Annotated in this window: 19 protein-coding genes; 4 read left to right on the plus strand and 15 right to left on the minus strand. The window is 33.5% G+C overall.

The features are described from left to right. Nucleotides 1-176 precede the first annotated feature (176 nt). Nucleotides 177-2,309 carry an ATP-dependent DNA helicase RecG gene (recG, locus tag ABD011_RS07810; protein ID WP_343797204.1) on the minus strand — a complete coding sequence of 711 codons (2,133 nt, stop codon included), beginning with the start codon at nt 2,307-2,309 and terminating at the stop codon, nt 177-179. A gap of 85 nt (nt 2,310-2,394) precedes the next feature. Here recG and ABD011_RS07815 point away from each other — a divergent pair, with 85 nt between their 5' ends. After that, entirely contained in the window at nt 2,395-3,279 is an 885-nt protein-coding gene (locus tag ABD011_RS07815) for a patatin-like phospholipase family protein (RefSeq protein ID WP_343797207.1), read from the plus strand. Nucleotides 3,280-3,286: 7 nt separating this feature from the next. Here the strand turns inward: ABD011_RS07815 and ABD011_RS07820 are convergent, their stop codons facing one another. The 3 genes from ABD011_RS07820 to ABD011_RS07830 are packed head-to-tail and all read right to left on the minus strand — an operon-like array spanning nt 3,287 to nt 6,666. Further along, nucleotides 3,287-3,808, minus strand: coding sequence for a DUF7935 family protein (locus ABD011_RS07820; protein ID WP_129760571.1), 522 nt, complete (start codon nt 3,806-3,808; stop codon nt 3,287-3,289). A 15-nt stretch (nt 3,809-3,823) separates the two neighbouring features. Beyond that, nucleotides 3,824-5,395, minus strand: a complete 1,572-nt coding sequence (locus ABD011_RS07825) for an FMN-binding glutamate synthase family protein (protein ID WP_343797209.1) — start codon at nt 5,393-5,395, stop codon at nt 3,824-3,826. Nucleotides 5,396-5,397: 2 nt separating this feature from the next. Beyond that, on the minus strand, nt 5,398-6,666 hold the full coding sequence (locus ABD011_RS07830) for an amidohydrolase (protein ID WP_343797211.1): 1,269 nt from the start codon (nt 6,664-6,666) through the stop codon (nt 5,398-5,400). Nucleotides 6,667-6,813: 147 nt separating this feature from the next. Between ABD011_RS07830 and ABD011_RS07835 the strand changes: the two genes are divergently transcribed. Further along, nucleotides 6,814-9,126: an ATP-dependent helicase gene (locus tag ABD011_RS07835; RefSeq protein ID WP_343797213.1), complete on the plus strand. Its 2,313-nt coding sequence runs from the start codon at nt 6,814-6,816 to the stop codon at nt 9,124-9,126. Here the strand turns inward: ABD011_RS07835 and ABD011_RS07840 are convergent, their stop codons facing one another. Then, the gene (locus ABD011_RS07840) at nt 9,127-10,086 is read right to left on the minus strand and encodes an early set domain-containing protein (RefSeq protein WP_343797215.1); all 960 of its coding nucleotides are present in this window, start codon (nt 10,084-10,086) and stop codon (nt 9,127-9,129) included. Next, complete coding sequence (locus ABD011_RS07845) at nt 10,083-11,042, minus strand: hypothetical protein (RefSeq protein ID WP_343797217.1); 960 nt, start codon at nt 11,040-11,042, stop codon at nt 10,083-10,085. The genes ABD011_RS07840 and ABD011_RS07845 overlap by 4 nt, the downstream gene beginning before the upstream one ends. Nucleotides 11,043-11,191: 149 nt before the next feature. Between ABD011_RS07845 and ABD011_RS07850 the strand changes: the two genes are divergently transcribed. Continuing rightward, entirely contained in the window at nt 11,192-11,812 is a 621-nt protein-coding gene (locus ABD011_RS07850) for an L-threonylcarbamoyladenylate synthase (protein ID WP_343797219.1), read from the plus strand. A 51-nt stretch (nt 11,813-11,863) separates the two neighbouring features. On the opposite strand, the gene ABD011_RS07855 is transcribed toward ABD011_RS07850, so the two are convergent. The 3 genes from ABD011_RS07855 to ABD011_RS07865 form a co-directional block, all read right to left on the minus strand. Next, on the minus strand, nt 11,864-12,724 hold the full coding sequence (locus ABD011_RS07855) for an OmpA family protein (protein ID WP_131507574.1): 861 nt from the start codon (nt 12,722-12,724) through the stop codon (nt 11,864-11,866). Between the two features lie 105 nt (nt 12,725-12,829). Beyond that, a complete protein-coding gene (locus ABD011_RS07860; RefSeq protein ID WP_134200285.1) occupies nt 12,830-13,810 on the minus strand; it encodes a glycosyltransferase family 2 protein in 981 nt (326 codons plus the stop codon). Beyond that, complete coding sequence (locus ABD011_RS07865) at nt 13,807-14,253, minus strand: type I restriction enzyme HsdR N-terminal domain-containing protein (protein WP_134200283.1); 447 nt, start codon at nt 14,251-14,253, stop codon at nt 13,807-13,809. Before ABD011_RS07865 ends, ABD011_RS07860 begins: the two co-directional genes overlap by 4 nt. A gap of 26 nt (nt 14,254-14,279) precedes the next feature. Here ABD011_RS07865 and holA point away from each other — a divergent pair, with 26 nt between their 5' ends. Further along, entirely contained in the window at nt 14,280-15,284 is a 1,005-nt protein-coding gene (gene holA / locus ABD011_RS07870; protein WP_134200281.1) for a DNA polymerase III subunit delta, read from the plus strand. Here holA and ABD011_RS07875 read toward each other — a convergent pair. The 6 genes from ABD011_RS07875 to ABD011_RS07900 form a co-directional block, all read right to left on the minus strand. Further along, nucleotides 15,281-15,757, minus strand: coding sequence for a hypothetical protein (locus ABD011_RS07875; protein WP_129760580.1), 477 nt, complete (start codon nt 15,755-15,757; stop codon nt 15,281-15,283). The two genes, holA and ABD011_RS07875, sit on opposite strands and share 4 nt — an antisense overlap. Next, on the minus strand, nt 15,754-17,361 hold the full coding sequence (locus ABD011_RS07880) for a class I SAM-dependent methyltransferase (RefSeq protein WP_343797226.1): 1,608 nt from the start codon (nt 17,359-17,361) through the stop codon (nt 15,754-15,756). The genes ABD011_RS07875 and ABD011_RS07880 overlap by 4 nt, the downstream gene beginning before the upstream one ends. Nucleotides 17,362-17,392: 31 nt before the next feature. Then, complete coding sequence (locus ABD011_RS07885; protein WP_343797228.1) at nt 17,393-20,137, minus strand: T9SS type B sorting domain-containing protein; 2,745 nt, start codon at nt 20,135-20,137, stop codon at nt 17,393-17,395. Between the two features lie 101 nt (nt 20,138-20,238). Continuing rightward, on the minus strand, nt 20,239-22,650 hold the full coding sequence (locus ABD011_RS07890; protein WP_343797230.1) for an alpha-ketoacid dehydrogenase subunit alpha/beta: 2,412 nt from the start codon (nt 22,648-22,650) through the stop codon (nt 20,239-20,241). A 155-nt stretch (nt 22,651-22,805) separates the two neighbouring features. After that, entirely contained in the window at nt 22,806-25,637 is a 2,832-nt protein-coding gene (locus ABD011_RS07895; RefSeq protein WP_343797232.1) for a gluzincin family metallopeptidase, read from the minus strand. Continuing rightward, nucleotides 25,634-26,905: a hypothetical protein gene (locus ABD011_RS07900; protein ID WP_343797234.1), complete on the minus strand. Its 1,272-nt coding sequence runs from the start codon at nt 26,903-26,905 to the stop codon at nt 25,634-25,636. The genes ABD011_RS07895 and ABD011_RS07900 overlap by 4 nt, the downstream gene beginning before the upstream one ends. Between the last annotated feature and the right edge of the window lie 3 nt (nt 26,906-26,908).

Below are 26,908 nucleotides of genomic sequence, written 5' to 3' on the forward strand. Positions count from 1 at the left end.
TTATGAATTGTTATTAACAGATGTATTCTTAAAAAAGCGTTAATTAACAGTTGTATACAGTACTTTAACAAATTGCTAACAGCAGTGAGGTAGGTAATGGTCTAATTTTAAGACAATCAATCAATTAAAAACGAGCAGTTATGTTTTTTAAGTCCAACATTTTAGTTGGGCTTTTTTTAGCTAATGTAATTCCACATGTTTTTGTATTTGCTCAATTGCCTGTAGGTGTGGAGTAGGACTTTGTGTTCTGGTAAGCCTAGTGTTGGGTCGCTGTTTAAAACGCGTTTAGCATAAAAGCGAGCGCTTTGTAAGATGTCTTTGTCTTTAACAATATCGGCAATTTTAAGATTGAGTACACCACTTTGTTGGGTTCCCATAATATCACCAGGACCACGAAGTTTAAGGTCTACTTCGGCAATTTCAAAACCATCACTGGTTCTGGTCATGGTTTCTAAACGTAGTTTACTGTCGTTACTTAGTTTATGGCTCGTCATTAAAATACAATAGCTTTGTTCGGCACCACGACCAACACGACCTCTTAACTGGTGTAATTGCGATAACCCAAAGCGTTCAGCACTTTCAATAACCATAACAGAGGCGTTAGGAACGTTTACACCAACTTCAATTACTGTAGTGGCTACCATAATTTGTGTTTCGCCTTTAGCAAAACGTTGCATTTCGTAATCCTTATCGGCTGGTTTCATTTTTCCGTGTACAATGGAGATTTGGTATTCTGGCATAGGAAAGTCTCTAGAAATGCTTTTGTAACCATCCATAAGGTCTTTGTAATCCATTTTTTCACTTTCCTGAATTAATGGATATACCACATATACTTGTCTGCCTTTTTTAATTTCGTCTCTTATAAACTGAAACACACGAAGTCTGTTTTTATCGTAACGATGTACTGTTTTTATAGACTGTCTTCCTGGAGGTAATTCGTCAATTACTGAGATGTCTAAATCACCATAAACCGACATTGCTAAAGTTCGCGGAATTGGTGTTGCAGTCATCACTAAAATGTGTGGAGGAGTAGTTGCCCTTTCATTATCAGAAGATGCCTCTGGGCCTTTTCTCCATAATTTGCTTCTTTGCTCGACTCCAAATCGATGTTGTTCGTCTATAATTGCAAGCCCTAAATTTTTAAATTTTACCTTATCTTCAAGCAGTGCGTGAGTGCCAATTAAAATCTGTAAATTGCCATTTTCAAGAATTTCATGGATTTCTTTTCGTTCTGAAGTATTACTTGAACCAGTTAATAATTTTATACTGATATTCAGTTTGTTGCAAAACTCTGATAAGCCGTTATAGTGCTGAACTGACAAAATTTCAGTTGGAGCCATTAAACAAGCTTGAAAACCGTTGTCAAGTGCTATTAACATTGACATTAGCGCAACTATGGTCTTCCCAGAACCAACATCACCTTGTAATAATCGGTTCATTTGTGCATTACTGCCTAAATCGGCTCTAATTTCTTTAAGAACTCGCTTTTGAGCATTGGTTAATTCAAAGGGTAAATGTTCTTTAAAAAAGGTGTTGAAATAGTCGCCAACTTTTTCAAACGGAAAGCCTTTTATTTTTGATTTATGGATTAGATTTTTAAGAATAAGCTGCAGTTGGATGTAGAATAATTCTTCAAATTTTAATCGAAATTGAGCACGTGATAATAGCTCTTGGTTTTTTGGAAAATGCACGTTAAAAAGTGCTTCGCTTTTTGAGAGTAATTTAAGTTCTGAAAGTAAATTTTCAGATAAGGTTTCCGAAAATCTGCCTTTGGTTTCCAGGAACAGATTCTGCATAATTTTACTAATTACTCTATTGGTGATGCCTTTATTGGATAGCTTTTCAGTTGAAGGATAAATAGGTTGCATTGCAGAGCGCAAATTCTTTTCGTGTTCTTCAAGCAGTTCCATTTCAGGATGAGGCATGCTAAATGTGCCATTAAACCAATTGGTTTTCCCAAAAATCACATAAGTTGTGTTTGGTTTTATACTGTCTCTAATCCATTTTTGACCTCTAAACCAAACCAACTCCATAACTCCAGTATCGTCTTGAAACGTGGCAACTAGCCGTTTGCCTCTTTTTTGAGCGATTTCTTTAAAGCTAGTAACTCTTCCAATAACCTGTACGTCAGCGTTGTTGCGTTGCAGTTGATTGATTTTGTAATATTGAGTTCGGTCTATGTATCGATTTGGAAATAAGTTGATTAGGTCTTGATAGGTGTGAATACCAAGCTCTTTACGAAGTAAATCGGCTCGATTTGGTCCAACGCCTTTAAGGTAATCTATAGGTGTTTGAAGATTGGTATTCATGGTAACGAATATAATTCTAATACTTGAAAGATAAAACTTGATTTTTTGTATTTTGGAACTCTAAAACGAGCAGAAAACAAATAAAATGCGAGCATTAGTAATATCAGGTGGCGGAAGTAAAGGTGCGTATGCAGGAGGAGTTGCGCAGTACCTTATTGAAGGTCAGGGGAAAACTTACGATATGTATTTGGGAACTTCTACAGGAAGTTTGTTAATACCTCATTTGGCTGTCAACGATATTGGTAAGTTGTATGATATTTTTACTAATGTGCAACAGAGTGATATTTTTAGTGTAAGTCCTTTTGTGCAGCGTGAAAAAGACGGAAGAGAGTTTGTGTCTATTGATTTTGTGAACTCTTTATGGCAGTTTATTCGAATGAAACGCACCTTTGGAGAGAGTAAATCACTAAGGAGGAATATTAGGAAGAACTTTACTAAAGAAGAGTTTTTAAAGATAAAAGAAACCAAAGAGGACGTTGTGGTGACTGTGTCTAACCTTTCTAAAAACACAGTAGAGTACAAGTCTATTAACGATTACTCGTATGAAGAGTTTTGTAATTGGATATGGATTTCTTGCAATTATATACCGTTTATGTCTTTAGCTAAAGTGAACGGTTATGAATATGCTGATGGTGGTTTGGGTTGTGTAGTGCCAATACGCGAGGCTATACAGCGTGGAGCAACTGAAATTGATGCTATTGTTTTAGAAGCTGAACAAATGGATAGGTTGAAGGTGTTGGGTAAAAATCCATTTTCCTTAATGATTAACCTGTTTGGGCATTTGCTAAACCAAGTAGAGCGTAATGATATAGTTATAGGCAAGCTTGCTGCACGAAATAAAGGCGTAAAGCTGAATTTGTACTATACACCAACAGACCTTACTGAAAACTCATTAATTTTCAGTAAGCGCTTGATGACTAAATGGTGGCAATTAGGTTATGATTATGCTAAAGCAAGAAATGAAAGGTAGTGGAGTTTTACCACATGTCGCTTACTTCTTGTTTTATGTAAGATAATGCAGCGTCACTAGGAGCTCGCTTTTCCATCATTTCGGTTAAAACAACTTCTCTAAGTTTATTGGCAGTGTCAGTTTTTTCTAAAAGACTTGCTTTTCTTATCAGTTGAATAGTGGCGTTTTTTGCTGCTGCAATAATGTTCCAGCATTCATCAGTCATGTAGATTTGTTGTGATAAATTATGCTCAAACTCTTGTTCGATAGTTGCTATAATTAAAGATTCGTAATCTTCTTTATTTGAGGAGTTTGGAATAACTCTAATCAATAATTTTGAAGGTGTAATGCGCTCTAAAAACAAAGCCATTCTTTCATAGGCCTGTAAGCGGATAGGAAGTGTGTTTACTTGTATGTCTTTATGTAATAAAAAGCGTCTTCTACCATCTTCGTTTTTAGTGTGTTCTTTAAAAAAGTAATAAGCAATCATTCCAGTAATTAGGGCAGGAACAGCATACAATAATACTTCAAATATTTTTTCAACTTCCATAGTGTTTTAGTTAGGTTAGGTATTTTGGTTTTTATATTGACCTCCCAAATATATGCAATCTTTTAAATCTTGCATACTTTTAAAAGGCACAGGAGTTTTTTCGTAGTGATAGGTTAAATCTAATTCTTTAGACAGGTTATGGTCGTCTACATTTACATCAATATCACTCATTTTAAACTGACAAGGATGCTCGTAACCTGCGGAATGTGTAATTTCTATAAACTCTTTTCTAAAGGTTTTAAAATATTGCGCTAATCGATGTGACTTTAAAGTTACATCAATACCACTTTGTAGCCATTTGCTTTGGGTGGCAACACCACTAGGACAATGATTGGTATGGCAAATTTGTGCTTGGATACAACCAATACTCATCATGGCTTCTCTGGCAACGTTAATACAGTCAACTCCCATAGCAAAAGCCATTGCAGCTTTTGCAGGAAATCCTAGTTTTCCACTTCCAATAAATACAATACGTTCACTTAAACCTTTTCTCTGAAATAGTTTGTATAAATCGCTAAACCCATAAACCCAAGGTAATGAAACGTGGTCTGCAAAACTTGGTGGAGCAGCACCTGTGCCACCTTCGCCACCATCAACAGTTATAAAGTCTGGTCCATGACCTTTGGTTTTCATTATATCAGCAAGTTCTTCCCATTGGTCTAGTTTTCCAATAGCAGCTTTTATACCTACAGGCAAACCTGTTGCTTCAGCAATGGCTTCAATAAAATCAACCATTTCAGGAACGTTAGAAAACGCTGAATGGTTAGGAGGTGATAACACGTCTTTACCAACTTCTACATGACGTATGCGTGCAATTTCCTCAGTGATTTTTGCTCCAGGAAGTACACCACCTTTTCCAGGTTTTGCGCCTTGAGATAGCTTAATTTCTATGGCTTTTACATGTGGGTTATCATTAACTAACTGCACTAGTTTTTCCATTGAAAAGTTACCATCGCTATCTCTTACTCCAAAATAGCCTGTTCCAAAATGAAACATGACATCACCACCATTACAGTGGTAAGGAGACAAACCACCTTCACCTGTATTGTGGTAAGCACCAGCTATATGAACACCTTTGTTTAGAGATTCAACTGCTTTGGCAGATAAAGAACCAAAACTCATAGCAGAAACATTAATTACAGACGCAGGTCTGAACGGTTTTTTTCGCTTGTTGTAAGCACCAATAACTTTTGCACAAGGTAAAAACGTTTTGTCAACAGCATTAGGATGGTCTTTTTCAATTTTATAAGGCATCATTGCATTGTTGATAAAGATGTGATGATGCGAATAAATATCTCTATCAGTTCCAAACCCTTCGTAGTTATTTTCTTTTTTAGCAGACGCATAAATCCAACCACGTTCAATACGGTTAAAAGGTAACTCTTCTCTATTGTTTGCTACAAGATATTGTCTAAGTTCAGGACCAATGCGTTCTAAAATATATCTAAAATGCCCAATAACAGGGAAATTATGGCTTATGGTGTGTTTTCTTTGTAAAAAGATGTCTCTTATAGCAACTAAAGCTAAAATGATTAACATCCACATCCACCAGCTTATGTTACTTATAAAATCTAAAAACGTATTCATTATTAATTGTTTAAGTAGTCTAATGCTAAGTATGTCATGGCTTTAACACCCAAAATCAATCCATTGTCATCAATTTTGAAATCTGGAGTATGGTGAGGAAACACTTCAGTGTTTCCTGGTGTCATTCCGCCTAAATAAAAGTAAAGACCAGGAACAGCCTCTTGAAAATAAGAGAAGTCTTCACCTCCTGTAACTGCTTTCATAAGTTTAACATTATCTTTTCCTGCTGCTTTTTCTAGCGAAGGTAACATTTGTGAGGTTAAATCTGGGTCGTTATAGGTAACAAGTGTGTTTTCTTGAAATTCAATAGTTGCTTCACCACCATAAGCTTTGGCGATGGTTTCAGTCATTTCGGTCATTCGCGTAATAATTTTGGTTCGCATATCAGCATCTAGGGTTCTAACAGTCCCAATAAGTTCAGCGCTTTCAGGAATAATATTAAAACGTACACCACTTGTAATTTTACCAACAGTAATAACAGCAGGTTCAACCAATAAATTAGATTCTCTACTGATGATACTTTGATAGCCATCAATAATTTTAGCAGAAATGTAAATAGGATCCACTCCTCCCCAAGGTTGCGAACCGTGAGTTTGCTTGCCTTTTACATTCACTACAAAACGCTCTACAGCAGCCATCATACCTCCAGGTTTGTATTTTATGGTACCAACAGGAGTAGCAGAGTTAATATGAAGTCCAAAAATAGCATCCACTTTCGGATTTTCTAAAACGCCTTCTTTAACCATTAAAGACGCTCCGCCTTCTTCTCCAGGAGGAGGACCTTCTTCAGCAGGTTGAAAAATAAATTTAATGGTGCCTTTAATCTTGTCTTTATGTTTTGAAAATACTTCAGCAACTCCCATTAAAATTGAAATGTGCGTATCGTGTCCGCAAGCATGCATTACACCAGTTTCAGTACCTAAAAAGGTATCTCTAACTTCCGATTTAAAGGGTAAATTATTTCTTTCGGTAACAGGTAACGCATCAATATCAGCTCTAAGCGCCACTACTTTCCCTGGAAGGTCACCTTTTAAAATGCCTACAACTCCTGTTTTTGCGACTCCTGTTTGCACTTCAAACCCTAAAGATTTTAAGTGTTCAGCAATTTTTTCAGCAGTTTTAAACTCTCGGTTTGACAATTCAGGATTTTGATGAAAATGATGTCTCCATTCAATAACTTTTGGTTCAATATCAATAATATCTTGTTCTAAAGTTGTTTGTGAAAATGCGCTTGAAATGATAAGGCAACATAAAGCTGGTAGAAATTTCATGAAGTATCTATTTACGTTTTGAACTCTAAATATATTTAAAATTTGTCAAAGCCTTTTTACAATACTTTAATTGTTTATAATTATTAATAAAACTGTTTATGTAACTAAGTAACATTGGTTATTTTCACACTTTAAAATGAAATTGAATTGGAGAAGTATTTAAGTCAGTTAAATGATGCGCAATTAGCACCTACATTGCAAAAAGATGGACCTATGATTGTAATAGCAGGAGCAGGTTCAGGGAAAACACGTGTGCTTACTTATAGAATAGCGTATTTGATGAGTCAAGGCGTTGATGCGTTTAATATTTTGTCATTAACCTTTACAAATAAAGCTGCTCGCGAAATGAAATCGCGTATTGCAGATATAGTTGGAAATAGCGAAGCTAAAAACCTTTGGATGGGAACATTTCACTCGGTTTTTGCTAAAATTTTAAGGTTTGAAGCCGATAGGTTAGGTTATCCAAGTAACTTTACAATTTATGACACACAAGACTCTGATCGATTGATTTCTTCGATCATCAAGGAAATGAATCTTGATAAAGATGTATATAAGTACAAGCAGGTAAGATCTAGAATTTCTTCGTATAAAAACAGCTTAATTACAGTTAAAGCCTATTTTAATAATCCAGAGCTTATTGAAGCTGATACTGCTGCTCGACGACCAAGATTAGGTGATATTTATAAAAACTATGTAGAGAGATGCTTTAAAGCAGGTGCTATGGACTTTGATGATTTATTGTTGAAGACCAATGAGCTTTTAACTCGTTTTCCTGATGTGCTTGCCAAATATCAAGATCGTTTTAGATACATTTTGGTTGATGAGTATCAGGATACTAACCATTCGCAGTATTTGATTGTAAGAGCGCTTTCTGATCGTTTTCAAAATATATGTGTGGTTGGTGATGATGCGCAAAGTATATATGCGTTTCGTGGCGCAAACATTAATAACATCTTGAATTTTCAACGCGATTATGATGATGTAAAAGTGTTTAGGTTAGAGCAAAATTACCGTTCTACAAAAAACATTGTTAATGCAGCAAACTCTATTATTGATAAAAACCAAACCAAGCTAGATAAAGTAGTTTGGACAGCTAATGATGAAGGTCCTAAAATAAAGGTTAACCGTTTAATGACCGATGGTGACGAAGGTCGTTATGTGGCGAGTTCTATTTTTGAGAATAAGATGAATAATCAGCTTAAAAATAAAGATTTTGCCATACTGTATCGTACCAATGCGCAATCGCGTGCAATGGAAGATGCACTTCGTAAACGAGGAATTGAATACCGAATTTATGGAGGTTTATCCTTTTACCAACGTAAAGAGATTAAAGATGTGCTTTCGTATTTAAGGTTGATTATTAATCCAGCCGATGAGGAAGCGCTTAAACGTGTGATTAATTTTCCTGCACGAGGTATTGGGCAAACTACTATTGATAGATTGGTGGTTGCAGCAAATGGTTATAACCGTTCAATATTTCAAGTATTACAAAACCTAGATAAGGTTGATATAAAAATCAACTCTGGTACAAAAGGCAAGCTTCAGGATTTTGTAACTATGATTGAGAGTTTTCAGGTCATGAACCAAAATGCTAATGCTTTTGAACTTGCTGAACACGTCACTAAAGCTAGCGGATTGATAAGAGAGTTCAATAAAGATGGTACTCCTGAAGGTATCGCTAGAATGGAGAACATTGAAGAACTTTTAAATGGTATTAAGGATTTTGTTGAAGAGCAAAAAGAACTGGCAGACACTACAGGTTCTTTAACCGAGTTTTTAGAAGATGTTGCTCTAGCTACCGATTTAGATAATGACACAGGTGACGACGATAGAGTAGCATTAATGACCATTCACTTGGCTAAAGGTTTGGAGTTTCCTTATGTGTATATAGTAGGTATGGAAGAAGATTTATTTCCGAGTGCCATGAGTATGAATACGCGTAGTGAACTAGAGGAGGAGCGACGTTTGTTTTATGTGGCATTAACTAGAGCAGAAAAGCAAGCTTACTTAACCTATACACTTTCGAGGTACCGTTGGGGAAAATTAATTGATGCTGAACCAAGTCGATTTATTGAAGAAATTGATGATCAGTACTTAGAGGTATTAACTCCAGTAAACGACCCAAGGCAAAACCCTATGTTGAATCCTGATATTTTTGGTGATGTTGAACCTGATAAAATTCGTTTTAAGAAACCCATTAAGCGAAAATCTGAAAACAAGCCTCCTAAGTTTGTAGCTCCACCTAAATTGAAACCTATATCAAAAACCACAAACGATGGAGTGAATCTGTTTGATGGTAAACTTACTGTAGGAAATATTGTGGAGCATATTAGGTTTGGTAAAGGAGAAGTGCTTAAAATTGAAGGTCAAGGTGCTGATACAAAAGCAGAAATCAATTTTGAAAATGGAGGTGTAAAAAAGCTATTGTTACGATTTGCTAAGCTGCAAGTGTTGGGTTAATTATTTAACCATTTTTACAGAATTGATGTGTCCATGACCATCATATTCTTTTATAGAGTTGTTTGGGTCAACAATCCACTCGCCATCAACAATGTATTTGTAGTGATGTTTTCCACCAGATAGAAGTATGGTAGATGTCCATCCTTTATCGGTTTTGGTCATTTTTATTTCGTGCTCGTTCCAATCATTAAAAGAACCAGCAAGAATTACAGTGTTAGCGTCTTTAAAACCAAAAAGATTAAATGTAACAGGAACTTGTATATTGATAACAGAGTTGTAACCATCATACTCGTTTCTTTTTTTAGAAGGATTGTCAGGGTCTTCTATCCAGTTACCATCAACTATAAACTTGTATTGATATTCTCCTGGTTTTAAGTCTAGGGTAAGTTCCCAGCCATTAGTTGTTTTGATCATTTTAAATAAGTGTTCATCCCAACGGTTAAAACTACCGCTTAAGATTACACTTTTTGCGTTCTCATAACCGTTTAATTTAAAACATGCATTTCCGTTTGGATCAGGAACAGCAGTGTAAATCTTAAGATTGTATGTGTGGTAATTGTTTCCGTGGTTATCAACTGCAGGAGCAATATTGGATACCTTGTTGCTAGGTTCTGCCCAATACGAATTGTTTATTACAAACTTAAACTCCCAAGAAAATTCATCAGTAAAATCAGAAAGTTTTTTTCTTAATTCATAAGTGTATTCACCTACTTTGTTCATTTTCCATTTGTCTCTAGACCAAAGGTTGAACTCTCCAGAAACGACAACATTTTCAATGTCAAAATCTTTAAAGTCCATCTTTCTGCCAGTATGCTCATTGGTGTATTCTTTGTAGTCTCTAACATCAAAAGTAAACACGACATCTTCACCTTCAATTTTGTAGCCTAAAGTGTTGCCATTTTGTGCTACGAGGTTTAAGCTTAAAAAGCAAAGGCATAAATATGTTATGACTAATTTCAATCCTTTATGTTTGGATGCTTTACGAAGTAAAGTTTTTCTTTTTTATAGTTTATAATTGTTCTTTTCTGCTGAAAAAACTCAAAGCCTAAAACACCATCTAACTTGGTTCCGAAGGCTTCGTTCATTTTACTTAAATTGGTCAATATTGTGTTCATTGGGCCAAAGTAAATAGTTTCACTCAGTTTAACACGATGCAATTTCCCTGCCAAAACTTCAATTTTGGAATTACTTGCTCCTGTAAGCATGAGTCTTTCTTTAGGATGGAAATATTTTAAAACCTTTTTGCTAACTGATTTGTTTATTTGATTAAGCTCAGCAGCACTATCCAATCCCATTTTTAAGTTTTGACCATTTACCGTTGCGTTGAGTACAATAGTATGGTTTTTTAATTTGAAATCAATGCTATCTGTTATTTTTTCTAGATAAACATACTTATCTAGTTTTTCGCCAAACCTATCTGTTTTAGTAAGTGTAATTTGGTTTAAGTATAAATCTATAAATACTTCGTAGTCTTTCAATATGTTAAAACCAATAACACCTAAAAGGTTCATTTTTTTTGTTCTTTCAATATGAGAAAGGTCAATAACATCAGAGGTTTTGTTTTCCAAAATCAAATTTTGAATTACAAACTGACTGAGTTGTCTTTCTAAAGGGTCGTCAACAATATTCACTACACCAGATGTTTCGTTTTTCTTTTTATTGTGACTGTATTTTATTGGGAAATGAACTTTGTTTAAAATTAAAGTTTCAGAGCCAGTATCTATTATAAAATTACCTTCTTTCCCTAACAGTTTAGCTTCAACAACAATTAAATGGTCAATAAGCTTAAAAGGAATTCTAGTAGTATAATCGTTTATAATTTCAGCTTCGGTAAAAGATACATACTCTACTTTAAAATTGGAAAACGCTTTTCCTGTAGTGATAAAAAGTATGAATATGAGTAGTATCTTTTGCATATAGTTAAGACTCTAAAAATTGAATATTGTTACATGTTTTTATAGTAAATGTGCTTTTGTAAGTGTTTTTAATTAGTATCAAAATTTGTTTATATGCATTACATCATAAAAATGCTTTACTTTGTAATGTAACTGTAAGATACATATTTATGGCTGAATTTGTGAAAATTTATGCGGAGAATCCTAATCCTAAGCAAATTGCTAAAGTGATTAAGGTGCTTAAAAATGGTGGATTGATTATTTATCCAACAGATACGGTTTATGGTTTAGGTTGTGATATTACAAACACTAAGGCTTTAGAGCGTATTGCTCAAATAAAAAACGTAAAGTTAGATAAAGCTAACTTTTCATTTATTTGTCATGATTTAAGCAATTTAAGTGACTATGTTAAGCAAATAGACACTACGACTTTTAAGATTTTAAAACGAGCATTACCTGGTCCTTATACGTTTATTTTACCAGGAGCGAAGACCTTACCAAATGCTTTTAAAAAGAAAAAGACAGTAGGTATTCGTGTGCCTGATAATACTATTGCTCAAGAAATTGTGAAGCAATTAGGTAACCCTATTATTTCAACATCTATACGTGATGAAGATGAAGTTTTGGAATATACAACTGATCCTGAACTTATATTGGAGAAATGGAATAACCGAGTTGATTTGGTAATTGATGGAGGTTATGGTGATAATGAAGCATCAACTGTTATTGACCTTTCAGAAGAAGAACCAATTATTGTTAGGGAAGGCAAAGGAAGTTTGGAAATATTTTAAATAAAAAAGCTCAACCAATGGTTGAGCTTTTCTTTTTCTATAAAGAAGCAATTAGTTAGTACCAGCTTCTAAGTTTTTCATTTCTTTTTCAATCATATCGTAGAACTCATCGATTTTTGGTAAAATCACAATTCTAGTACGACGGTTAGCTGCTTTACCTTCAGCAGTGTCATTAGATGCAACAGGAACAAACTCTGCACGACCTGCAGCAATAAGTTTAGATGAAGAAACACCTAAATCTTCAAGTACGCGAACTACAGATGTAGCACGTTTAACACTTAAATCCCAGTTGTCAACCAATGGTGGTTTATTGTAAGGAACAGGGTCAGTGTGTGCTTCTACCATACACTCAAAGTTTGGTTTGCTGTTAACTACTTTAGCAACTTTACCTAAAACTTCTTTAGCGCGCTCGTTTACAACATAGCTTCCGCTTTTAAATAAAAGTTTGTCAGCAATTGAAATAAATACAACTCCTTTTTCTACGTTTACCTCAATGTCAGGATCGTTAATACCAACTTCTTTTTTCAAGCTAGTTACTAAAGCCAACATTACACTATCTTTTTTAGTGATAGCATCTTGTAAACGAGAGATTTTAAGGTCTTTTTCTTTCATGCTTTCTAAAGTTTTTTCAACGTTAGAAGCACCTTTTGAAGTAAGAATCGTTAAATCCTTGTTACTTTGAATTAGGTTGTCGTTAGATTTTTTTAAGTCAGAAATTCTGTCTTCTAAAGCTTCAGCTCTTGCAATCGCAGAAGCCTTATCAGATAAACAGCTGTTTAATTTAACAGTTGCAGTATTTAATAGGTCTTGTGTTTCTTGTTGTTTCGCTTCAAGTGCTGCATATTCTTTTTTAGATACACATGATCCAAAAAGCAACATGGCTGAAACACTTAATAACATTAGTTTTTTCATAATTAGTGTGTGATTAAATAATTTGTAATTTAACATACCAAAATTATATAAAAGATTACTCCGTTTGGTATATGTTAACAAAAACTTTAACAATTTTATAAACAATTAAAATCTTTTATCCTTATTTACGTAATAAGACCACACTATAGATTTTTTATGGTAGTAATTTTCTTTCTTTTTTTGTGAATTTCGAAATTTTAAAAGCTTAGGTAGTTTTGCGTAAAATGCAAAGTGTGCTTTAATGATTGCTAAAAAATGCTGAGGCTTAAACTCTAGTAAAAACTTGATGCCAGCTACACCATCTAAAAGTAACCTAGTAAACACTTTTGGTATTATTGAGCCATGAGCATTTTTAACTAAGGTATAAAGACTATTTCTAAAGTTTAAATACGTTTTTTTTGCATTAGAATTTTTCAGTGTTGCACCACCAACATGGTATATACTTGATGTGCCAATGTATTTTGTTGTATACCCTTTGTTGTAGGCTCTCCAGCACAAATCAATTTCTTCCATGTGGGCAAAAAAGTCTTCATCAAATCCATTGAGTTCTCCAAAAACAGATCGCTTTATAAATAAACAAGCACCTGTTGCCCAAAAAATAGTAGCAATATCATTGTATTGACCATTATCTTTTTCAAGAGTGTTGAAGATGCGACCTCTGCAAAAAGGGTAACCATATTTATCTAGATAGCCTCCTGCAGCTCCAGCATATTCAAAATGGTCTTTTTGTTTGTAATCTAAAATTTTTGGCTGCGCAATGGCAATGTTTTTATCGTTGCTAAAAGCCTCTTGAATAGGTGTAAGCCAATTAGGAGTTACTTCTACATCGCTATTGAGTAAACAAAATACATCAGCATCAATAGTATTAAGAGCATCGTTATAGCCTTTGGCATAACCACCATTTGTAGAATTGACAATAACTTTAATGTTAGGATATTCTGTTTTTAAAAACTCAACGGAGTTATCTGTTGAAGCATTATCAGCTACGTAAATATCAGCATTTTGAGAATAAGCAACAACCGATGGTAAGAACTGTTCTAAAAGTTTCTTTCCGTTCCAATTAAGTATGACGACAGCTATTTTCATTTTTGATATTCAGGAATGTCTCTTAAAAACACGTAGCGTTCATTTTCAAAGTCCATTTGGCAATAATAATGATTAATTCCGTTGGTAACCATTAAATAGGTTGCGTTTAACTCTAAATTGTAACGTGCAATTTGATCAAAGACAGTTTGGTCGATATTAATTTTTGGTGCTTTACATTCTACAACCAAATGTATTTGTCCGTTTGGGTTATAAACGACTATATCGTAGCGTTTTCGTAAATCGTTGACCGTTAATTCTTTTTCAACATTAATTAAAGATTTTGGATATTTTTTCTCTTCAATTAAAAACTGTAAACAATGTTGTCTTACCCATTCTTCAGGTTGTAAAACCACAAATTTTTTGCGAATAGCATCAAAAATAGAAACTTTATTTTCGTTATTTTTGAATCGAAACGAGTATGTAGGAAAATTTAGTTTTTGCACACTACAAATTTGGTGAAAATTTTTCAATGGACGAAGTCAAAGAATTAGTAAGCGATATACGGAAAGGACACATTAAACCTGTTTATTTTTTAATGGGTGAGGAGCCTTATTATATAGATAAGTTGTCAGAATTTATTGAAGACAATATTTTAAGCGAGGAGGAAAAAGGGTTTAACCAAATGGTACTTTACGGAAGAGATGTGAGTGTTGAGGATATTATAGGTAATGCTAAGCGTTTTCCTATGATGGCAGAGCACCAAGTGGTTATAGTAAAAGAAGCTCAAGATCTTTCTAGAACTATTGATAAGTTGGAAGCCTACGTTGCAAATCCGCAACCAACAACTATTTTGGTTGTAAATTATAAGTACAAGAAAATTGATAAACGAAAGTCGCTTTATAAGGCTATAAAGAAAAATGGTGTTGTCTTTGAAAGCAAAAAACTATACGACAATCAGGTGCCAGATTGGATTAGGAGAGTGTTGTCTGGTCAAAGCTATTCAATAACTCCAAAAGCAGCATTGATGCTTGCTGAATTTTTAGGAACCGATTTAAGCAAAATAAATAATGAGCTTGAAAAACTAAAGATTGTACTTCCTGAAGGCACTGAGATTACTCCTGAGCATATTGAGCAAAATATTGGAATTAGCAAAGATTATAATAATTTTGAATTGCACAAAGCTATTGGAGATAGAGATACTAAAAAAGCCTTTAAGATTATTAAGTATTTTGGTGAAAACCCAAAAGATAACCCAATGGTAGTTACAGTTTCATTACTTCATAGTTATTTTTCTAAACTATTGCAGTTACATGGATTAAATGATAAGTCGTCCAGAAACGTTGCGTCTGCCTTAAAAATAAACCCTTATTTTGCTAACGAATATATTGTAGCAGCACGTAACTATCCAATGAAAAAAGTAAGTGCTGTTATTGCCTCACTAAGAGAGTTTGATGTAAAGAGTAAAGGTGTTGGTGCTAACTCAATACCGCAAAGCGATTTACTTAAGGAATTAATGGTTAGAATTATGAATTAAGCTTCTAATTGCTCTAATTCTACAGTGTAATCGTATTGTAAATCTTCATGTAGTGTTGCAACTATTTTTTGAATGGCAACAATTTGTCTTTGATATATGTTAGTTAGCGTTACATTGTGCTTTATTGAAGGTTTAAACGCTTTTAGTTGCTTGCAAAAGTAGAGTAGAAGCTCAACTTCGGTTTCTTTTTTAAGTGAGTATCGTGCGTATTTTTTTATGAGTCTCAATATTTTTCTGACACTTTTTTTAATGTAGAAATAGCTGTTGGTGTTAATTTGTTCAAACAAGTCATCAATTTCAGATTTTACAGCTTCAATGTATCCTGTTTCATCATGAGATTCAAATAGTAAATAGGTGAGTAGCTCTTTGTTTTCTTTTTTAAATTTTGATAACCGTAAGCAGAGTTCTATTAATTCTTCAGAAGAACGATGCTGTAATTCTTTTTTAATGCTAACTACAGTTGCTGCTTTCATAGGTTTCCTTTTAGTAGGTTAACACTAACTGTGGCGAGTTCACTATCAGGAAATTTTGAAAAATAATGCTCACTTGGAACTAAACCTGCTTCTTCAGCAATACTATTAAAAACATCAACTTCAATAATGTATTGGTCGCTATAACCATGAGTAGCGTCGTAAGCAGTAGCAGCAGTTTTCCCTAGGTTAGCAGCCGTGAGTTTAGGGTTTATGGTGTGTAATTCGATAATGAGTAAACCAAAACGTTCTACATAAGGTTTCCATTTTTGTAAATGTTCTAGCAGAGAATCTTCTACTAAATTATTACTAATGCGTTTTCCTTGATAAGCATAAGCACCAGATGATTTACTAACTCTGTTAGTAGTTGTTTTTGGAGCTTCCCAAATACGGTTGTGATCTAAAAATGTGCGTACATTAAGTAAGTCTTTTAAATCGATGTTATAGTCTTCTTTTAAATCTTTTGCTAATAAATCTGGACGTCCTATGTCTCCCCAAATTACTTTAGCCCAAATATCAGCTTTAATTAAGTTGGCTCTAGTAACTTTTAAAGCAGCTTGGTTAAAATCTGCTCCAACCAATAATAAAGGATGTTCTTCTAATACTTTTCCTCTTGAAGTTTGGTGCTCGATAACGTCAAATATATGCTGAATAAACGCACCATTTCCACAACCCATATCTAGTATGCCTTTTGGTTGTTCGTCTATGGGTTTGTTAAAGAGTTCAATAATAACTTCGTCTATAACTTTGAAATACGTTGAATGCGCACCACCACTTCCCCAAACATTCATTTCTCTGTCAACATGTTTTTCCTTTTCATCGGGAGAATCGGTTTTTAAAATCATAGGATTTCCAAAAATCAACTCATCTAGTTTTACAAAGGTTGGAAGGTAAGATACAGTAACGCCATAAGCACTTGCTCTTTTAGCAAAAAACAATCCTTTGTCGGTAAACTGATAGGTGTTTTTTTTCTTAGTAAACCAATCTAAATGTGTGAAAAAGTCCAATATTTTCTTAAAACTTTCTGGGTCTTTATGGTATTCTTCAGCAGTAAAAGAGGCTTCCATAAAATATTTATGAAATAAACCATTAACTCCTAATAACACAATTATAGGAGCAACAATAACACCTTCAATGTGTTTTAAAATTTGTTGTTCAATACTGTTTTCTTCTACTTTGCCTAATCCAAAGTTTTGCTCAAATTTTTTGAATATGCGTTCAAGAGCGATAAATGCATCAGCACCAATTCGGTCTTCAGGAAATTTAACCGAGTAATCCAAAAGCTTTACAGCATCTTCATATAAATGAACAAGTTCAAAAGCCTTTTTACTGTTAGCATTAATTTCGTACTCTACTTTGTCATTGGCATTGTCTAGGTGCTGAGTAAGCCAACCTTGAGCAGACAAAATTCTTAACGCAATATTGAGATAGCCATCGTTAGCATTGAACTTTTCGGTTAATTCTGTTAGACTACACGTTTTATTTTCTAAAAGGTACTGTAATACTCCTTTTGAATTCAAAGTATGAGCAGTAGTAGCAGTAGCAATACCATCAAGGTGTTTAAAAATATTACTTCTTAATTGCTGTTTGTCTTGCTTTGTGAGCATAGTTTTGGTGTAAATCGAAATTATTAATTGATTATATTTTTAACGAAAAATGACCTCTATATTCTTTTCCTTCAGGAAGTTTTAAGTAATACCAATAATCGTCAGGTGTTAATAGTTTACCATGTAATAAACCATCCCAACCATTTGATGTATTTGGGTTGAAAGCTCTTAGAAGTTTACCATACCTGTTAAAAATGTAAATTGTAATATCAGGATAATCGTTTGGGTCTAATCCTTTTATATTCCACGTGTCGTGTCTTCCGTCGTTATTTGGTGTGAAGTATTTAGGAAACCCAATAATATTAAATGTTTCAGAACTAATATTGCAGTTAAAAAGGTCTTTAATATATACTGTATGAGATCCTGCTTCTACATTAGTAAATACATTGCTAGGTTGGTAGATTCCGTTAGGGTCATCTAGTGAAAATACAAAATCTCCAATTGTGGTGATGAGGTTTATAGTTACATCATAATCGTTTATAATTATGCTTTCTACTTGAGCAGTTTCAATTTGATTAACAGTAACAGTTATATGCTTTTCACAGTTTAAAGTTGGGTCAATTATTGTTAAATTGTAAATACCAGGTTCGTTTATGTAAATCTGATTGGTGGTATCATTAGTATTCCATAGATAATTAAAGTTAGAAACATCACTATTACTTAAACCAGAATCAATTATTATTGGAAATTCAGAAGGACAAACATTAATAGTTTGGTCGTCAATTAAAGGAAAGTCTTTTACAATTAATTCTAAAACGCCACCACCATAACATACGTTATCATTTTCAGCTCTAATATAAAGGCTAGTAGAAGATGAAGTATAGTTTAATGGTACTGCATTTATGCCAATAGCAGCATCTTGTTGTGTTTCATGAAAGGTAACATTGACATTTGTAGGTAAGTTGAGGGTGTTTACGATATTCTCAACTGCATTATTTAAATTAAATTCAGCGATACCAGAATTATCTAAATCACAAGTTTCAAGTTCAAAACTATTTAAATCAACTGACTGTGTGGTTTCGAGTCTTATTGATGCGATATTAAAACATTGTGTATTGGCTTTGTATACTTTGGCGTATAATATTTCGCCTTGGTATTGATTTTCATAAACATTGTTTAAGGCATTTGAGTTGTGTTCATCAGCTAAAGCTTCAGCTTCAGAATGGTAATAGTAAACTTGAATAGCTTCAGAAGTGTTGAAGGTTAAAGGTTCATTGGCTAAAGCTAAATTAAAGGTTGCAATACCATCATTTGGGTCGTTGTCATACGAGTCGCATTGTACCAAATTGTAAGTGTTTTGCATTACATTAGGAGCTTCTGAAATATTTATTTGCTTAACCATTGGGTCATATTCAACACCATTAATTGATAGGGTTAATGTAGCTGTATAAGTTCCTGGTTGGTCATAAAAATGATAAGCTTCTTCGTTAGTTGAGGTTTGACCGTCTCCAAAATTCCATTCTACAGTATCATAAGGCTCTTCGGAAGTTATAAAAAAATGAGTGGTATCACCAAGACAGGTAAACTCGTAATCAAAGGTGTAAAGAAATATAGATTGTATAAAAGGCGGAAGTCCTAGTTGAGCAGTTTTTCCTTCTAAAAAAAGAGAATTATGAGAATAGTTACATGCAGAACCAATACCATTTGGGTTATTTATAACTGATAGGTATTCTCCTTCTCCAAAAACAGGATATCCTGCTCTGTAAATTTTACCGTTAATAGCTAATTGTAAAGCGCCAGCAACATTTGAAGAACTGTTAACGGTTTGCTGTGTAGCCTCAACATTAGCAGCCTCGGTTTGGTATTGATACAAATAACTTGTAACAAATAAATCGTCCTCATCAAAAACACTAGTAGTAACATATAGTAACTCTGAATTAGGCGAAAATTCAACTCCGTAAGGATAGGTATTTGAAATTACGTTTTTTTGATTGCTTACAACACCTGTAGCGTTATTAAAATCGTACAATAATACCTTTCCTGATTTTTTTGTTCCGTTTCTCGGGCTACCTAGATTTGTTGAGCTATGTGCTATTGCAATTTTTTCTCCATCAGGTGATACTTTTAAGTACCCAATAGCAGTAACATTTGCACCTTCTTCATTAATCCTAGGCTCTACCATTTGTTGAACCGAAGAAACAACAGGGGTATCAACAACACCAGTATAGTCAACTAAAAACGCATAAAATTTATTTCTAAAATGTGTAATAACCCAAACAGCGCTTCCGTCGCTATGTGTTACAGCTGTAATTTTTTCGGAAGATTTATATTCGCTTTGAGTAGCATTGTTAACGTCATAAGTGATTAAATGTATGTTTTTTTGAGTATCAACAACATCACCTAAGCCATTGTTAAGTGTCATGTCAACTTCAGAATAATTAACACCATCAATAGGCTCGTCTTCTGTTAAAAAATAACTTGGTTTGTCAATAGTAAAAATGTAGTAGGAGTTTGAATTACCAGGTTTAGGGATAATAAGTGCAGATTCTGTACTAGAAGAATGTCCTAAAAGTCCTTCGCCATTAGGCATAACTTGATGTTGTCTATCCCAAACAGTTCTACCATCAGTATAGAACAATAAACTACCATTAGCATCAGAAATTGTAGCGCATCCTTCTTTGGTAATGAGTTGCCCATTTAATAAAACTGAAGGATCATCTCCAGTGTTAAAATCAAGACCAGCATTGTAGCCAAAATACCAAATAGCAGATTCGTTTTGCGAAAACAAACTAATAGTAGTTAAACAAAAAATAATCAACAAAAAGCGTCTTATCATGAATAACCTAATTATTCACCTTGAAAAAGGAGAACTTATAATAAGTAAATATAACTATTTGATTTTTAAGTTGAATACATCAAACAGTAAATGAAGTCAAATTACCTAATTTTTGGATAACTTGAAGGGTTTACTTCATGCATAACATTATAAACAGCCTCAAAAATATCTTCGGAAGAAGGTTTTGAGAAATAATCACCATCAGTACCATAAGCAGGTCTGTGTGCTTTAGCTGTTAATGTTTTAGGTTGACTGTCTAGATATTGATAAGCGCCTTGAGTATTTAATATTTCGTTTAAAATATATGCCGAAGCTCCTCCTGGAACGTCTTCATCAATAACCATTAATCGGTTTGTCTTTTTAACACTCTTCACTATATCATGGTTAATGTCTAGTGGAAGCAGTGACTGTAAGTCAATAACTTCTGCATCAACACCAACTTCTAGAAGCTCTTTAGCAACATCTTCAACAATACGAAGTGTTGATCCATAGGATACCAAAGTAATATCTGCACCTTCTTTAACAGTTTCAACAACACCAATAGGTGTTTTAAGTTGTCCTAAGTTATTAGGCATTTTTTCTTTTAAACGGTAACCATTTAAACATTCTACAATAAGTGCAGGTTCATCACTTTCTAAAAGCGTATTGTAAAATCCTGCAGCCTTAACCATATTTCTAGGGACAAGAATATTAACACCTCGCATTAAGTGTAAAATTCCACCCATTTGAGAACCAGAATGCCAAATACCTTCTAGTCTGTGTCCACGAGTACGAATAATTAATGGTGCCTTTTGCTTGCCTAAAGTTCTGTAATACAATGTAGCAAGGTCGTCACTAATGATTTGAAGTGCATACATTAGGTAGTCTAAATACTGAATTTCAGCAATTGGACGCAATCCTCTCATTGCCATTCCAATACCTTGACCTATAATTGTAGCTTCTCTAATACCAGCATCAGCTACTCTAAGTTCACCATATTTTTTCTGTAATCCTTCTAAGCCTTGGTTAACATCACCAATATTTCCTGAGTCTTCACCAAAAACTAAGGTTTCAGGATAGTTGCCAAAAATGGCATCAAAGTTATCTCTTAATATTAAACGTCCATCAACTTCTTCTGCATTGTCATCATAGGTTGGTTCAACCTCTTTAATATTTAGTACAGAATGCTTGGTTTCGCTGTATAAATGCGAACTGTATTTTGGTTGTACTCTGTCTAAGTTAGTGTTAATCCAGTTTTGTAATGTTGTTTTTTCTGCTGATTCTTCAGAAATCACATAACGAAGTGCTTTTCTTGCAGAAGAAAATACATCTTTTCTGATAGGTTCTTTTATAGCAGATAAATCATTGACAAGTTTTGTTAAAAACACCTTGTTTGGACTAGAAGATGCAAGCTTAGTTAAAATATCAATAACTTCGTTTTGCTCTTGCTTGATTGGTTTTAAGTAAGCATTCCAAGCTCTTTTTTTACCTTCTCTTACTTGTTTTTTTATGTTTTTATCAATGCTGTCTAATGTTTCTTCATCAGCAATATTATTGCTAACCATCCATTGGCGCATTTTTAAAATACAATCGTGCTCAGCTTCCCAGGTTAAACGCTCAGGAGATTTGTAACGCTCGTGAGATCCAGAAGTAGAGTGGCCTTGAGGTTGTGTAAGTTCAACCACATGAATCATTACAGGAACGTGCTCTTCTCTTGCAATTTTAGAAGCCTGTTGGTAGGTTTCCATTAATGCTACATAATCCCAACCATTAACTTTAAGTATTTCGTAACCTTTATGTTTATCGTCTCTTTGAAATCCTTTTAAGATTTCTGATATGTTTTCTTTAGTAGTTTGGTGTTTAGCATGTACTGAAATTCCATACTCATCATCCCAAATACTTATTACCATTGGTACTTGTAATACACCAGCAGCATTTATGGTTTCAAAAAATAAACCTTCACTAGTACTTGCGTTACCAATTGTTCCCCAAGCAACTTCGTCACCATTTACCGAAAACTTAGTAGCGTCTATACCTTTAACATTTCGGTATATTTTAGAAGCTTGTGCTAATCCTAATAAACGAGGCATTTGACCAGCAGTAGGAGAGATGTCAGCGCTTGAGTTTTTTTGTTGTGTTAAGTTTTTCCAGTTACCATCTTTGTCTAAACTGTGAGTACCAAAATGACCTCCCATTTGTCTTCCTGCCGACATAGGGTCAGCTTCAATAGAAGGATGTGCATATAAACCAGCAAAAAACTGGTCAATGGTTAGCTCACCAATAGCCATCATAAAGGTTTGGTCTCTGTAATAACCAGATCTAAAATCTCCATTTTTAAATGCTTTTGCCCATGCAAGTTGCGGGACTTCTTTACCGTCACCAAAAATTCCAAATTTTGCTTTACCAGTCAAAACTTCACGTCTACCTAACAAACTACATTCTCTGCTTGTAACAGCAACTGTGTAATCGTTTATGACTTCGGCTTTGAAATCATCAAAAGTGATGTTGTTTATAGTGTTTGGTTCAGTATGCATTTATAGAGGTGTTTTTAAGTTGCAAATTTAGGGAAACTTTCTGTTCTTTACAATGCCTAAATTTGTTATAATATTAAGAATATATCAAAAAAAAGCAAATATTTTTAATATTTCTCTATTAAATCGATAAAAATTAAGAATCTGTTAATAAATTCCTAATACCACTTCCTTCTAAATAGGCCTAAAAGTGCTTGTGGATCTACTGTAAATTTAAACCTTATTTTTTGATCGTAATGTGGTTGAGCAATTTCCCATCCTAAATTGGAATATACAGGGAAAAATACTTCAAAATAATCTGGCACTAAGTTTAATCGTATTCCGGAGTCATAAACGACTTCAGCATCAGAGTATTTGTTTTTTACAAGACCAAGGTCTCCATAGGCTTCAATATATTTCCAAATGCTTGTACTGGTATTTATAGTTGTCATCCATTGGTTGGCAAAAGCAGGTCTTAACTTTGATTTAAATCCACCTTCGGCAATGATAATTTGTTGACTAAAAATACCAGAAGCTTCAGAGCGTCCTAAATAATCGTAATCAAATAAATAATCAGTAGGTCTATCTAATGCAAAACTAAAGTAGTTGTTATTAGCATTGGTTTTATTGTATAAAAATGTACCTGCAAAAAACCTAAAGTTAAATTGTCTGTTATTTTCAGAAAGCTTACGATACTCGTAGTTTACAGCTATTTTACCAAATTTATTAGCTATTTGAAAGTCTGTATAAATTTTATAAAAATCAACCAAACCAGGGTTAGAGTTTATATATCTAATATTGAAAACACCATAATCTGGTTCTTCGGTCAATATAAGATTATTGTCTTCTTGCTTTCTTGAAATATCTAAATACCTTAAGTTAATGTAGTTAGACTTATTAGACCTAAAGTTTTTGTCATCTCTAAAATAAAATGAAAGCGTAGGCGATACTATGGTTACAAAAGCATTTTCAGCAAAAGATGAATAACTAGCGGTTAAACCATAGGTAATATTGTATAGGTTGTTGTTTTCAATATTGTGAGTAAACAAAACAGTTGAAGATCCGGTTAAGGTCTTAGAGTTTGTTGAGTATTGTGGAGAAAACTTGTAGTTTAATTTTTTACGCAACAATGTTTTATTATAGATTTTTGCTCCTAAATTTAAACCATCGTAAATATTTTTATACTCTACAATTGGCATTAAAAATACTTGGTTGTAATGAGGGTCTTCAATATCCTTAAATAATCGGAATTGAAATGGTTTATTGTTGAAGAAAAACCCTTTTAAGGATTTTTGATTATCTCTTAGGTTTATTTCTGGTATTGCATTATCGTAATTTAAAACCAGTTTATTAGCGTCATTTCTTGGTATGGTTAACGTTTTACTTCCATTAACATTTTCTATCCAAGTTTTAGAAAGTATTGAATCGTTATTTAAAGTAAATAACGACACAGGCATTGCATTTTTACGCTTGTTTTTTATAGTAAATGTTATTGAATCTTCGGTTTTTGAAACATTTTTAATTTTAAAATCAATCTTTTTTCTTGTTGTTAGATAATCATCAAAAAACCAATCGATATCTTTTGAGGTGTTTTGTTTTAAAAGTGTTTCAAATGCTTTAGAAGAAGTTGGTTTTAGCCTAGTTTCTTTTAAGAATTGAACGATAGTCTGCTCAAGTACATTTCCATTAATAAAATCGTCTAAGTATTTTAAACCCAAACCTGCTTTATACTTGCTTGCAATATTAGCATTGAACTTTAATAAAGAATCTTTAGACATTGCCAAAGGTTGATCTCTGTTAGTACGAGCCATTTGCATAAAAAACAACAGGTATTGGTCGTTGAATTTTAAATCGGCAGCATGAAAAGATCTTACTCCCCAAACATCAGCTAATGTTCCTAGAAGCTTCATGTCTGGATAATGTTCTTCAATATATTTCATTAGAAAATAAACCTGAAAACTATCTTTTAGCCAATAGTCTTTACGAGGATTTATCAATAATGTGTTTTCAAGATATTTATTGAGAGCTGTTCTTAAAAGCTTCAGTTCGTATTGAAAATTATCAGGAAAAGGCCTAATAAAACTTGGTAACTGGTTAAGGCCATACAATGGGTCTTTTTTATACTCAATTTCGGTTAACAACATTCTTTCATGTGGATACTTTCCTAAGTTGTCATCAATAAAACTGAGTACTTTATCAGTTATAATAGCTCTTTCATGTGCTTCTAAGTTTTCTTCTTTTAAATTAGTAATAACAGTTACATTATCGGTTTTTACATATTTAAAATCAGGAAATCGAGCTAGAGATAAAAACGAATTAATACGATCTTTTCCATTTATAATAGTAATTAATGTACTATCAGTTTGGTTAAGCGCAAGCGTGTTTAACTCTGTCATGAGCGCATAGTTTCTTGGGTGCTCAATTTCAAACGTTAAGTCGGTTTTTGGTAGGTATAAATCGTCAAGATTTTTATTACTATAGTAATGCCATTCACCATCATAAATAGCAGGTGTTACATACCAATATTTTAAATTGAAATCTTTGGTTTCGGTTATTCCATAACTGGTAAATGTATCATTAGGAACAACTAAGTTGTAATTTAAAAGAATATTATACGATTCTCCTGGAGGAATAGCGTTGTTAAGTGTGATTTCAATAACATCAGGGTGGTTTTTTAAACGAGTAAACTCTAAATCATCACCTTCATTTTCTTTAACCGATGTAATATTTGTGTAGCCTCTTTCATCACTTTTAGCAAAATGGAATTTGTTGTTAAATTCTTCAGTAAAACGTTTTGCTAACGGACTAGTTTTAACGGAGTAGGCGTTGTTCCAATCGTTTAAATATATGGTTTTTAAAGTGTCTTTTGAGGTGTTTTGATAGGAAATGTATTGCTTTATATGCAGGGTTTTATTAGGAATATCAAACTTTGCATTTAGCTCAATTTTATTTTGAGCCCATGTACAAAGGTTTACTACTAAAAGTAGATATATAGTTATTGCTGATTTCAATTCGCTACCACAAACTTTAAAGGGTTACTGTTAAATTGGGACAAGGTAATATAGTATAAACCATTTGATAGATTTGAAATATCTTCCCTAATATATACCGAATTTTTTAAAGGAATGGTTTTTACCAATTGACCAATACCATTATAAATAGTTATAGTCGTGTTAAAAAGTGCTTCAGAATGGATCTCTAGTTCTAAAAAAGAAGTATTCAAAATATTTGAACCTACAAAGCGTATTGGTTGTTTTAACTCAGGACTGTGAGTGTTTAAAACCTCAGTAGTTTGTAATTGTAAAGTCACTGGTAAGTGATCGCTAAAATAGTACAGAGCATTTCTAATATTAAAATCAAAATCGGTTCCTGAGCAATTGGTTGAATTTATTTCTTGATTATGACAAGAGGTGTTGGCGTTATTACCAAATACTTTATAAGAATCGTTTACATAAAAAATATCAGTATTGGTAAGCATGTTTTCTGAAGCTAAAATAAAATCAAATCTGTCGTCAAAACCACCAGTAGTTCCTCCTAAACCAGTTTGCGTTCTGGTTGATTGAGTAAAAACGTCAATATAGCTGCTATTGTTGTGCCAACTTCCAATTCTATTAGCAGGATCAACAAATGTAATGTTGTTTGAAGTGTCAATTAGTTCTTGAAAAGCAGGTTCAGAATGGGTGTAAACATTTAAGTCGCCTCCTAAAATAACGTTACTGTTTACAGGAAAAGTGGCTAAGTAATCTGTTAAATCTTCAACCATTTGAAATCGTAATGCTTGATTGTCTGTTCCGCTAGAAGCTTTTAAATGACAAACAATAACATCAATGTAAATAGGGTTTGTGCTTTGATTTACAGTGTTTAACTTTAACCTGTAATGATTAAAATCCCTATAAATAGTAATCACTTCATTCTGACTTTCTAAAATAAATTTTGAAGTGTCAAAATAGATAAGGTTTTGCAGGTCATTTTGATTACCAAGATTATCATCAGAATTATTAAGAACAAAAGCAGCTCTATTATAATTAGGATTTATGCTTTGCATCATAGCTAATATGTCATTAGCTCCATTTTCATTATTGAGTTCACAAACCATAAATAAGTCTGGTCGGTAATCATCAACAATGGTGTTAAGGTATTGCAACCTGTTTTCTACATTGTTCTCTAGAGGATAGTTTAAAAGATTATAGAACATAACATTGAAGGTCTCTTGCGAGAAGAGACCATAAATATTAAGCATACCAGCTAGTACAAGCAATGCTATGTTCTTCTTTTTCATAAC

Source organism: Gaetbulibacter jejuensis (assembly GCF_039524015.1).
In the GTDB taxonomy this organism is placed as follows: domain Bacteria; phylum Bacteroidota; class Bacteroidia; order Flavobacteriales; family Flavobacteriaceae; genus Gaetbulibacter_B; species Gaetbulibacter_B jejuensis.

Excerpts from the sequence above, each read along its gene's own strand:
- ABD011_RS07850 (WP_343797219.1), top strand. The coding sequence starts at position 11,192 with ATGGCTGAATTTGTGAAAATTTATGCGGAGAATCCTAATCCTAAGCAA.
- ABD011_RS07845 (WP_343797217.1), bottom strand. The coding sequence starts at position 11,042 with ATGCAAAAGATACTACTCATATTCATACTTTTTATCACTACAGGAAAA.
- ABD011_RS07830 (WP_343797211.1), bottom strand. The coding sequence starts at position 6,666 with ATGAAATTTCTACCAGCTTTATGTTGCCTTATCATTTCAAGCGCATTT.
- ABD011_RS07815 (WP_343797207.1), top strand. The coding sequence starts at position 2,395 with ATGCGAGCATTAGTAATATCAGGTGGCGGAAGTAAAGGTGCGTATGCA.
- ABD011_RS07860 (WP_134200285.1), bottom strand. The coding sequence starts at position 13,810 with ATGAAAATAGCTGTCGTCATACTTAATTGGAACGGAAAGAAACTTTTA.
- ABD011_RS07900 (WP_343797234.1), bottom strand. The coding sequence starts at position 26,905 with ATGAAAAAGAAGAACATAGCATTGCTTGTACTAGCTGGTATGCTTAAT.
- ABD011_RS07825 (WP_343797209.1), bottom strand. The coding sequence starts at position 5,395 with ATGAATACGTTTTTAGATTTTATAAGTAACATAAGCTGGTGGATGTGG.
- ABD011_RS07890 (WP_343797230.1), bottom strand. The coding sequence starts at position 22,650 with ATGCATACTGAACCAAACACTATAAACAACATCACTTTTGATGATTTC.
- ABD011_RS07875 (WP_129760580.1), bottom strand. The coding sequence starts at position 15,757 with ATGAAAGCAGCAACTGTAGTTAGCATTAAAAAAGAATTACAGCATCGT.
- ABD011_RS07820 (WP_129760571.1), bottom strand. The coding sequence starts at position 3,808 with ATGGAAGTTGAAAAAATATTTGAAGTATTATTGTATGCTGTTCCTGCC.
- holA (WP_134200281.1), top strand. The coding sequence starts at position 14,280 with ATGGACGAAGTCAAAGAATTAGTAAGCGATATACGGAAAGGACACATT.
- recG (WP_343797204.1), bottom strand. The coding sequence starts at position 2,309 with ATGAATACCAATCTTCAAACACCTATAGATTACCTTAAAGGCGTTGGA.
- ABD011_RS07885 (WP_343797228.1), bottom strand. The coding sequence starts at position 20,137 with ATGATAAGACGCTTTTTGTTGATTATTTTTTGTTTAACTACTATTAGT.
- ABD011_RS07880 (WP_343797226.1), bottom strand. The coding sequence starts at position 17,361 with ATGCTCACAAAGCAAGACAAACAGCAATTAAGAAGTAATATTTTTAAA.
- ABD011_RS07855 (WP_131507574.1), bottom strand. The coding sequence starts at position 12,724 with ATGAAAAAACTAATGTTATTAAGTGTTTCAGCCATGTTGCTTTTTGGA.